This window comes from Brevundimonas sp., from assembly GCF_036405315.1.
Classification (GTDB): domain Bacteria; phylum Pseudomonadota; class Alphaproteobacteria; order Caulobacterales; family Caulobacteraceae; genus Brevundimonas.
On record NZ_DASWXW010000219.1, the window covers coordinates 1 to 9,056 of the forward strand.

The 9,056-nt window shown below is 68.7% G+C and carries 8 protein-coding genes; 5 read left to right on the top strand and 3 right to left on the bottom strand.

The window, feature by feature from the left end:
• The coding region (locus tag VGE49_RS13335; RefSeq protein ID WP_331035022.1) for a M1 family metallopeptidase at positions 1-1,689 on the top strand (1,689 nt) is incomplete at its 5' end.
• A gap of 3 nt (positions 1,690-1,692) precedes the next feature.
• Here VGE49_RS13335 and VGE49_RS13340 read toward each other — a convergent pair.
• Together VGE49_RS13340 and VGE49_RS13345 are read right to left on the bottom strand one after the other, a co-directional pair.
• Positions 1,693-2,124, bottom strand: coding sequence for a DUF488 domain-containing protein (locus tag VGE49_RS13340; RefSeq protein WP_331035023.1), 432 nt, complete (start codon positions 2,122-2,124; stop codon positions 1,693-1,695).
• Between the two features lie 119 nt (positions 2,125-2,243).
• Positions 2,244-2,921, bottom strand: a complete 678-nt coding sequence (locus tag VGE49_RS13345) for an IPTL-CTERM sorting domain-containing protein (protein WP_331035024.1) — start codon at positions 2,919-2,921, stop codon at positions 2,244-2,246.
• Positions 2,922-3,360: 439 nt separating this feature from the next.
• Here VGE49_RS13345 and VGE49_RS13350 point away from each other — a divergent pair, with 439 nt between their 5' ends.
• Both VGE49_RS13350 and VGE49_RS13355 read left to right on the top strand, forming a co-directional pair.
• Positions 3,361-5,028 (top strand): amidohydrolase, encoded by a 1,668-nt coding sequence (locus VGE49_RS13350; protein WP_331035025.1) that lies wholly within the window; start codon positions 3,361-3,363, stop codon positions 5,026-5,028.
• A gap of 116 nt (positions 5,029-5,144) precedes the next feature.
• On the top strand, positions 5,145-6,119 hold the full coding sequence (locus VGE49_RS13355) for a complex I NDUFA9 subunit family protein (protein WP_331035026.1): 975 nt from the start codon (positions 5,145-5,147) through the stop codon (positions 6,117-6,119).
• Between the two features lie 204 nt (positions 6,120-6,323).
• Here the strand turns inward: VGE49_RS13355 and VGE49_RS13360 are convergent, their stop codons facing one another.
• Positions 6,324-7,130, bottom strand: a complete 807-nt coding sequence (locus tag VGE49_RS13360) for an undecaprenyl-diphosphate phosphatase (RefSeq protein ID WP_331035027.1) — start codon at positions 7,128-7,130, stop codon at positions 6,324-6,326.
• A 115-nt stretch (positions 7,131-7,245) separates the two neighbouring features.
• On the opposite strand from VGE49_RS13360, the gene VGE49_RS13365 reads away from it, so the two are divergent.
• Together VGE49_RS13365 and fzlA are read left to right on the top strand one after the other, a co-directional pair.
• Positions 7,246-8,202 (top strand): cation diffusion facilitator family transporter, encoded by a 957-nt coding sequence (locus tag VGE49_RS13365; protein WP_331035028.1) that lies wholly within the window; start codon positions 7,246-7,248, stop codon positions 8,200-8,202.
• Between the two features lie 59 nt (positions 8,203-8,261).
• Positions 8,262-8,948 (top strand): FtsZ-binding protein FzlA, encoded by a 687-nt coding sequence (gene fzlA, locus VGE49_RS13370; protein ID WP_331035029.1) that lies wholly within the window; start codon positions 8,262-8,264, stop codon positions 8,946-8,948.
• The last annotated feature ends 108 nt before the right edge of the window (positions 8,949-9,056 follow it).

The following is a 9,056-nucleotide window of genomic DNA, read 5'->3' on the forward strand; positions in this document are numbered from 1 at the left end:
GCGACCGAGGTGGTGCTGGACACCAAGAACCTGAACATCCGCGGCGTGCGCGACGCCCAGGGCCGCCCCCTGCGCTATGAGCTGGGCGCCGTCGACGCCATCAAGGGTCAGGCCCTGACCGTCCACCTGCCCGCCTTTGTCGGCGACGAGACGCAGAAGATCGTCGTCGACTACGCCACCCGCCCGGACGCTGCGGCCCTGCAATGGCTGACCCCGCAACAGACGGCGGGCGGCCAGAAGCCCTATCTGTTCAGCCAGGGCCAGGCCATCCTGACCCGCACCTGGGTTCCGACCCAGGACAGCCCCGGCATCCGCCAGACCTATTCCGCCCGCATCAATGCCCCCGCCGACCTGACCGTGGTCATGTCCGCCGAGCACCTGACGCCGCAAGGCGAGGCGGCGGGCGCAGGGACCAAGGCCTGGCGCTTCGACATGGATCGCCCGATCCCGCCCTATCTGATGGCCATCGCCATCGGCGACATCGCCTTCGCCTCCTTCGACGGGCGCACCGGGGTCTGGACCGAGCCCAGCCGACTGGAAGCCGCCCGCGCCGAGCTGCAATCGACCCCGCGCATGGTCGACGCCGCCGAGGCCCTTTACGGCCCCTATCGCTGGGGTCGGTATGACCTGCTGGTCCTGCCGCCCAGCTTCCCCTTCGGCGGGATGGAGAACCCGCGCCTGACCTTCGCCACCCCGACCATCATCGCCGGGGATCAGTCGCTGGTCTCGCTGGTGGCGCACGAACTGGCCCATAGCTGGTCGGGCAACCTCGTCACCAACGCGACGTGGTCGGACATCTGGCTGAACGAAGGCACCACGGTCTATTTCGAGAACCGGATCATGGAGGCCCTCTATGGTCGCGACCGCGCCATGCAGGAGCAGGTCCTGGGCTGGGGCGAACTGTCGGCGGAACTGGCCACCACCGCGCCCGACGACACCAAGCTGCACATCGACCTGACCGGGCGCGACCCGGACGACGGTCTGTCGGGCGTGCCCTATGAGAAGGGCGCGGCCATGCTGCGCACCATCGAGCGCGTCGTCGGCCGCGAGAAATTCGACGCCTGGCTGCGCGGCTATTTCGACCGCCACGCCTTCCAGCCCATGACCGACGTCGGCTTCCTGGCCGACATCCGCGAGCATCTGATCAAGGGCGACGCCGCGCTGGAGGCCCAGCTTCAGCTCGAAAACTGGATCTACCAGCCGGGCATGCCCTCGAACTGGGTCCAGCCGGTGTCGCACGCCTTCGAGGCCGTGGATCAACAGGCCAAGGCCTTCTTCGCTGACAAGGGTCCGGCCTCGGCCATCGACTGGAAGAGCTGGAACACCCAGCAACGCCAACGCTTCCTGGCCTGGCGTCCAGAAGGTCTGAAAGCCGGCGCCGACTGGCTGACCACGGCGCAGCTGGCCGATCTGGAAAAAACGCTGAACCTTGCGAATGAAGGCAACGCCGAGCTGACCTTCGCCTGGCTGCAGATCGCCCTGGCCCACCGCTACGAGCCCGCCGTGGCTGTCGCCGACCGCTTCCTGACCAGCCAGGGCCGTCGCAAGTTCGTCCTGCCGCTATTCCAGACCCTGTGGAACGAAGGCGACTGGGGCCGCCCCATCGCCACGCGCATCTACGCCAAGGCGCGCCCCCTCTATCACCCGGTCACGTCCGGGTCGGTGGATCAGCTGGTGGGCCGTCCGTAAGACCTAGAGGTTCACCACCTCGACGCCGTCCTCGCGGGCCAGTCGGTCAGCGAGGACGGCGCGGTGACAGCCGCAGGCCTCGGCCTCGAAGCACAGGAGGGCGACGCGCTTCTCGCCCGCGACATGGCGCAGTTGCTGGAAGGCGGCCTCGGCGTCGGGCTCCTGCATGTGGGCGTTGAAGATGGCCTGCATGGTCGCCACATCGCCCTTCCGCGCCGCGTCGCGCCCGGCCTTGGGCGTGCCGAGCGCCCGCAGATGGAGATAGTCGACGCCTTCCGCCCTCAGGCTCTGGGCCAGCAGCGTCTTGGAAAAACCGGCCCGGCGCGAGGCCGCCACCGCCCGCACATCGACCAGAACTTCCACGCCAGCCGTCTTCAACCGCCCAATGACCTGGGCCTGGGTCGAGCCTTCATAGCCGATGGTGAACAGCTTCATGCGGCGATGATGCGCGCAGGATCGCTCGAGGCCAAGCCGCCTCCGCCTTGACGACCCACACGAAAACGGCCCCGCCTGTCACAGGTCGGGGCCGTTCCGCATCCAGACTGATCCGATGATCAGGCCGCCAGACGCCTGCGCTGAACCATCACCACGGCCCCGCCCGCCAGGGCCAGACCGAACAGGATCATCGCCCACTCCGACAGCGTCGGCACGGGAGCGGGGGGCGCGTTGAAGTTGGCGACGAAACCGAAATCAGTGGACGTGTTGACGGCCCAAGTCCCGCTCGTCCAATCGGCAGTATTAGTGCTATTATTGATGAAAACCGCCGTCCCGCCCGCGTATGGGTTGCTGGATGACGCTGCCCAATTGCCTACACCGGATGCCCCCGCCTGATCCCGCGACGTTGTCGCGAAAATCACATACTTCTGGCCGGGGGTCACGGTCAGTCCCCCGGGCGGGCTGAAGGTGATCAGTTGGGCAGTCGCGCCCGTCGTCGACCGGGCCGCACTTTCATACAGCGCCGGTCCGGTGGCGCGATTGTTGGCGTCGTCCCACAGATAGACCTCGCCCCGGAAGACGACCGTTGACGGGACGTTCTTCATCACGAAGCCGAAGCTGAACAGTTGGGTCTCACCGGCCGGGATGGTGATGGTCTGACCGTAGGTCGCCGAGTTGGGCACGCCAAAGATACCGAAAGACCCATTGGCCGCAGCCGTGGTGTCGATGTTCTGAGCGGCGGCCTGCCCCGCGAAGAGGGCCGTAGCGAGGGCGAGGGCGGCGGCGATCGTTCTCAAGGGACGCTCCAGTATCGTTAACGAATGAACAAGCTTGGCTATTCGCGCGGCCCCGGACTCATGTCAACGACGTTCCGTGAAATCGTCTCAACCTGAGACAACACGGTTTGGCGAGCAGCGCCGCCCTGCCCCCGCCGTCGCAATTAGACGCTCCAATCTCCATGATATTTCCGGGCTCGCGCCGTATTCGGCGCCCAATTCCAGGCGCCGCCGCCGGATGTGCGACGATGGCTTCGGGTCTTTGACATCGCCATTCGCCGCCTGACCGCCTAGCCAGTTCCTGCGGCGACCCCATGCCCCGCCACAGAGCGCCCTCCCCTGCCGCTCTTCATTGCGCCAATTGCACTGTTCTTTTGCTGCACCGTGCAATGCGCCGCAGCCACGGACTTGACGCCGGACCTTACGATCCGCTCCCTACGCTGAAGTTGGAGGACGTCCCATGATCCGTTACGCCCTGAAGGCCATCCCGCTGGCCGCCGCCCTGATGCTGGCCGCAGCGCCCGCCGCCTTCGCCCAGGACCTGCTGATCCGGGGCGGGACCATCCACACGGGCGATGAGGCCCGGCCGACCGCCGAGGTCGTGGCCGTGCGCGACGGGCGCATCGCCTATGTCGGCGACGCCGCCGGCGCGCCCTCGGGCGAGGGGCTGGAGGTGGTGGACCTGAAAGGGGCGACGCTGTTTCCCGGCTTCACCGACGGCCACGCCCATCTGGACGGCATCGGCTGGCGCGAGATGACGCTGAACCTGGAGGGCGCAGCCTCGGTCGTCGAGGCCATGGCGCGGCTCAGCGACTGGGCCAAGGCCCACCCGGAGGGCGTCATCGTCGGGCGCGGCTGGATCGAGACCCATTGGCCCGAGAAGCGCTTCCTCACCGCCGCCGATCTGGACGCCGCCGCGCCGGGCCGAGTGGTGCTGCTGAGCCGGGCCGACGGCCATGCGCTCGCGGCGTCGAGCGCGGCGCTCGCCGCCGCCGGGATCAATACGGCGACGCCCGCCCCCTCGGGCGGCGAGATCCTGAAGGACGCAGGCGGGCGGCCCACCGGCCTGCTGGTCGACGGGGCCATGACTCTGGTCGATCCGCTCATGCCCCAGGCCGATGCGGCGGCGACGCGCGCGGCCTATCGCGCGGGCTTCGAGGTCTATGCTCGTTACGGCTGGACCGGGGTGCATTTCATGAGCGCGCCTTGGAAGGACGTGCCGTTGCTGGAGCAGATGGCGCGCGAGGGCGAGACGCCGCTGCGAGTCTACAACAGCATCGACATGGGCGACGCCCGCGCCCTGATGGCGGGCGGTCCGCGCGAGGCGGCGGACGGGCGGATCATCACCCGAGCCATCAAATTCTACGCCGACGGCGCCCTGGGCTCGCGCGGGGCCAAGCTGTTCCAGCCCTATGCCGACCGGCCCGAGACTTCAGGCCTGATGCTGGCGTCGCGCGAACAGGTCATGCCCCTTTATCAGGAGGCCCTGCGCACCGGCGTCCAGATCGCCTCCCACGCCATCGGCGACCAGGGCAATCACGACGTCGCCGCCTGGTACGAGGAAGCCCTGAGCACCGTGCCCAAGGCCGAGTGGAAGCTGGCCGATCCGCGCTGGCGCATCGAGCACGCCCAGATCATCCGACCCAGCGACTATCACTACTTCGACGAGCTGCCGATCATCGCCTCCATGCAGCCCAGCCATGCCATCGGCGACCTGCATTTCGCCGCCGACCGCCTCGGCGACGCCCGGCTGGACGGGGCCTATGCCTGGCACACCCTGGTCGAGCGCGGGGTGATCGTGGTCGGCGGCTCGGACGCCCCGGTTGAGCGCGGCGATCCGCTGATCGAGTTCTACGCCGCCGTGGCGCGGCGGGACCTGAACGGCTTCCAGGGCCCGGACTGGCGTCCGAACGAGGCCGTGGACCGGGCGACGGCGCTGAAGATGTTCACCCTGTGGCCGGCCTACGCCTCCTTCCGCGAGAAGGAGCTGGGCACCATCGAGGTCGGCAAGCGCGCCGACTTCACCGCCTTCGACATCGACCTGATGACCGTCCCCGCCGCCGACATCCCCCAGGGCCATGCGGTCCTGACCGTGGTGGACGGCCAGGTCGTCTATCGCGCCGACTAAAGCCCGTCCGCTCGCCCCTCTGTGCGTTGCGGCGGGGCGGCGCATCGGTTAAGCCCCGCCCATGAAATTCTTCTCCGGTCGCCGCCAGCGGCCGGGTTTGGCGTTGGAGCGTACAGATGGCTGATTTCGCCCCCGGACTGGTCACCGTTTTCGGCGGCTCGGGCTTTGTCGGCACCCAGGTGGTGCGGGCCCTGGCCAAGCGCGGCTGGCGCGTGCGCGTGGCCGTGCGCAAGCCCGCCCTGGCCTATGAACTGCGCATGGCCGGCGACGTCGGCCAGATCCAGACCGTCCGCTGCGACATCACCGACAAGGCCGCCGTGGCCGAGGCGATCAAGGGCGCCGACGCCGTGATCAACCTGGTCGGCATCCTGTTCGAGACGGGCGGCCGCAAGTTCGAGGCCCTGCATGTCGCAGGCGCCGTCAACGTCGCCGAGGCCGCCAAGGCCGCGGGCGTCAAGCGCCTGACCCACATGTCGGCCCTGGGCGCCGACGTGAACGGCAAGGCCGCCTACGCCCGCACCAAGGGCGCCGCCGAGGCCGCCGTGCGCGCCGCCTTCCCCGGCGCCGTGATCATCCGCCCGTCGATCATCTTCGGCAAGGAAGACGCCTTCCTGAACAAGTTCGCCGCCATGGCGACCTTCTCGCCCGCCCTGCCCCTGATCGGCGGCGGCGTGACGAAGTTCCAACCGGTCTATGTCGGCGACGTGGCCGAGGCCATCGCCCGCGCCACCGTCTCGCCCGAGGCCGAGGGCAGGACCTTTGAACTGGGCGGGCCGTCGGTCTGGACCTTCGATGACATCCTCAAGTTCATCCTGCGCGAGACCAACCGCAACCGCTTCCTGATCCCCATCCCCTTCCCCGTGGCCCGCATCCTGGGCTCGCTGGCGCAGCTCCCGGCGGCCATCGGCCTGAAGCCGGAACTGACCCGGGATCAGGTGCTGCTGCTGGAGACCGACAACGTCGTCTCGCCGGGCGCCGCAGGTCTGACCGACCTGGGCGTCGAGCCGACCGGGCTGGAGGCCATCGCGCCGGACTATCTTTACCGCTACCGCGTCGGCGGCCAGTACGCCGAAGGCCCCGCCGCCGCCTGATCGGGCCGGTTACGAAAAACCCCTCGGGACCCGCGTCCCGAGGGGTTTTGTTTGGCTGCTCCCTGCCTTTCCTCCCCATTCCATGAAGAGATGGCACGGAGGCGAAGCCGATGTGACGGAGGGGGCGTCTCGACGCCATCCGTTTGCGCCGCCCCCTCCACCGCTATGCGGTCCCCCTCCTCACAGAGTGGCGAGGAAAGAAGCTCAGAGCCCCCCCGTCACGGCCAGACCGATGATGCCCGCCACGCCCACCACGATCCGCCACCAGGCGAAGGGGCCGAAGCCGCGCCTGGAGACGAAGTCGAGCAGGAAGCGCACCACGACCAGGGCCGTCAGGAAGGCGGCGAGGAAGCCCACGGCGATCAGGCCGACGTCGCTGAAGTCCAGCACGTCGCGATTCTTGAACAGGTCGTAGGCCACGGCCGCCCCCATGGTCGGCAGGGCCAGGAAGAAGCTGAACTCGGCCGCCGAACGCTTGTCGGTCTTCAGCAGCAGGCCGCCCGCGATGGTGGCGCCCGAGCGGGACACGCCGGGGATCATGGCCAGGCACTGGAACAGGCCGATCAGAAAATAGACGCGCATCGGATAGCGGTCGGCGTCCAGATAGACCGGGAACTTGTCCACCCGATCCAGCCACAAAAGCAGCAGGCCGCCGACGATTAGGGCGATGCAGATGACCAGGGGCGTCTCGAACAACACCGTCTTGATGAAGCCGTAGGCCAGGAAGCCGATCACCACGGCCGGCAGGAAGGCCACGATCAGGCCGATCAGGAAGCGTCGCGCCGCCGGATCGAAGGGCCAGCGCGTCGCCAGGGTCCACAGGCGCTTGAAATAGACGCTGATGATGGCCAGCAGGGCGCCCAGCTGGATGACGATCTCGAAGGTCTTGCCGGTGCTCTCGAAGCCGAGGAAATGCCCCAGCAGCAGCAGGTGGCCGGTGGACGACACCGGAATGAATTCGGTCAATCCCTCGACCAGACCCAGAAGGATCGCCGTCAGCCAGTCCGCCATGGAAACTCCGTCTCGACCGGCGGCGGTTCGTCCGCGCCGGGCACGGTCCTTCCTTAGCGCCCCGGACAAGACGCCGCCATTGGCGGATGCGCGGTTTTGCGCGACAAGGGCGGGGATGACCGCCCCCTCCGCTCTCGACGACGCTCACGCCACGACCCGCCGGATCACCACCCTGTCGGTGGGGACGGCGACGATCCTGATCGTGATGAAGGCCTTTGCGCTCGGCGCCTCGGGATCGGTGTCGATCCTGGCGACCCTGGCGGATTCGACGCTGGACCTGATCGCCTCGCTAGCCACCTTCTTCGCCGTGCGCTGGGCGGCGGCGCCCGCCGATCCCGAGCATCGCTATGGCCACGGCAAGGCCGAGGCCCTGGCCGGTCTGGTGCAGTCGGGCCTGATCTTCGCCTCCTCGGTCTTCATCGGCTGGGAGGCGGTGCAGCGCATCTTCGATCCTCGGCCCGTCGCCGCGGGCGGCTGGGCCGTAGGCGTGGTCGCGGCCTCCATCGCCGTCACCCTGTGGCTGGTGTGGATGCAGACCCAGGCGCTGAAGAAGACCGCGTCCCTGGCCGTGGCGGGCGACCGCGCCCACTACGCCGCCGACCTGGCGGCCAATATGGTGGTGCTGATCGGCGTGATCTCGGGCGCCTATCTGGGCGCGCCCGGGCTGGACGCTGCGGCGGGTCTGGTCGTGGCGGTCTGGCTGTTCTGGGGCGCGATCACCCTGCTGCGCGAGTCCGCCGATCACCTGCTGGACCACGCCGGACCGGAAGAGGCGCGGGTCGCCATCACCGCCGCCGTCCTGGCCGATCCGCGCATCTCCGGCCTGCACCAGCTTCGCACCCGCATGGCCGGGCAGGCGCTGATGGTGCAGATGCATGTCGATCTCGACCCGCAGCTGACGCTGGAGGCCGCCCACGCCATCGTGGTCGAGGCCGAGCAGCGCATCCTGGCCGCCTTCCCCCACGCCGACATCCTGATCCACGCCGACCCGCGCGGCCGGGCGGAAGTCCACATGGCGCGATCCGACGAGGTCGTCGAGCCGCTGACCATCCAGGTCGGCCCCTGGTCCTGAGCCGCGACCGGACGTTGCGGTAAACGCGGCCTTAACGAGCAGGGCGTAAGGATCGGGCAATGTCCGCGCCCGCCGTCCTCTATCATTTCGCCTTCCATCCCGGCTCGCGCACGGCGCGACTGGCGCTGGGCGAGGCGCGCATCGATTTCGGCGAGGAGCTGGTCAAGCCGTGGGAAGAGGACTGCCCCCTTTTCGACCTCAATCCCTCGGGCATGCCGCCGGTCCTGACCGTGGCGGACAAGGGCAAGGTCCTGACCCTGTGCGAGACCGACGCCATCCTCGGCTGGATCGAGGACCGCTCCAAGGGCGACGTCCTGATGCCCGCCGACATCGGCGAGCGCGCCGAAGCGCGGCGCCTGGCGACCTGGTTCAACCGTCGCTTCATCGACGAGGTGGACGCCGTCCTGCTGCACGAGCGGATGGAGAAGCCCCTGCTGCGGCTGGGTCCGCCCGAGGCGCGGATGCTGCGCGAGGGGCGCGACGCCCTGCGCGTTCATTTGGCCACGCTGGAAGGTCTGGCCGCCGGGCGTGAATGGCTGGCCGGGCGTCGGCTCAGCCAGGCCGACCTGATCGCGGCGGGCCACCTGTCGGTGCTGGACTATTTCGGCGAGATCACCTGGGCGTCGTATCCGGCGCTGAAGACCTGGTATTCCAAGCTGAAGTCGCGGCCCTGTTTCCGCACACTGCTGAGCGACCGTTTCCCCGGCGTCCAGCCGGCGACCTGGTACGCCGACCTCGACTTCTGAGGCTAACAGGGGCAAAGGCCCCGTCATGGCGGCCGATCCCCGCATCTTCATCCGACAGCGCGCCGCCGAACTGGGCTTCGGCGTGTGCCGCTTCGCCTCGGCCAGCGA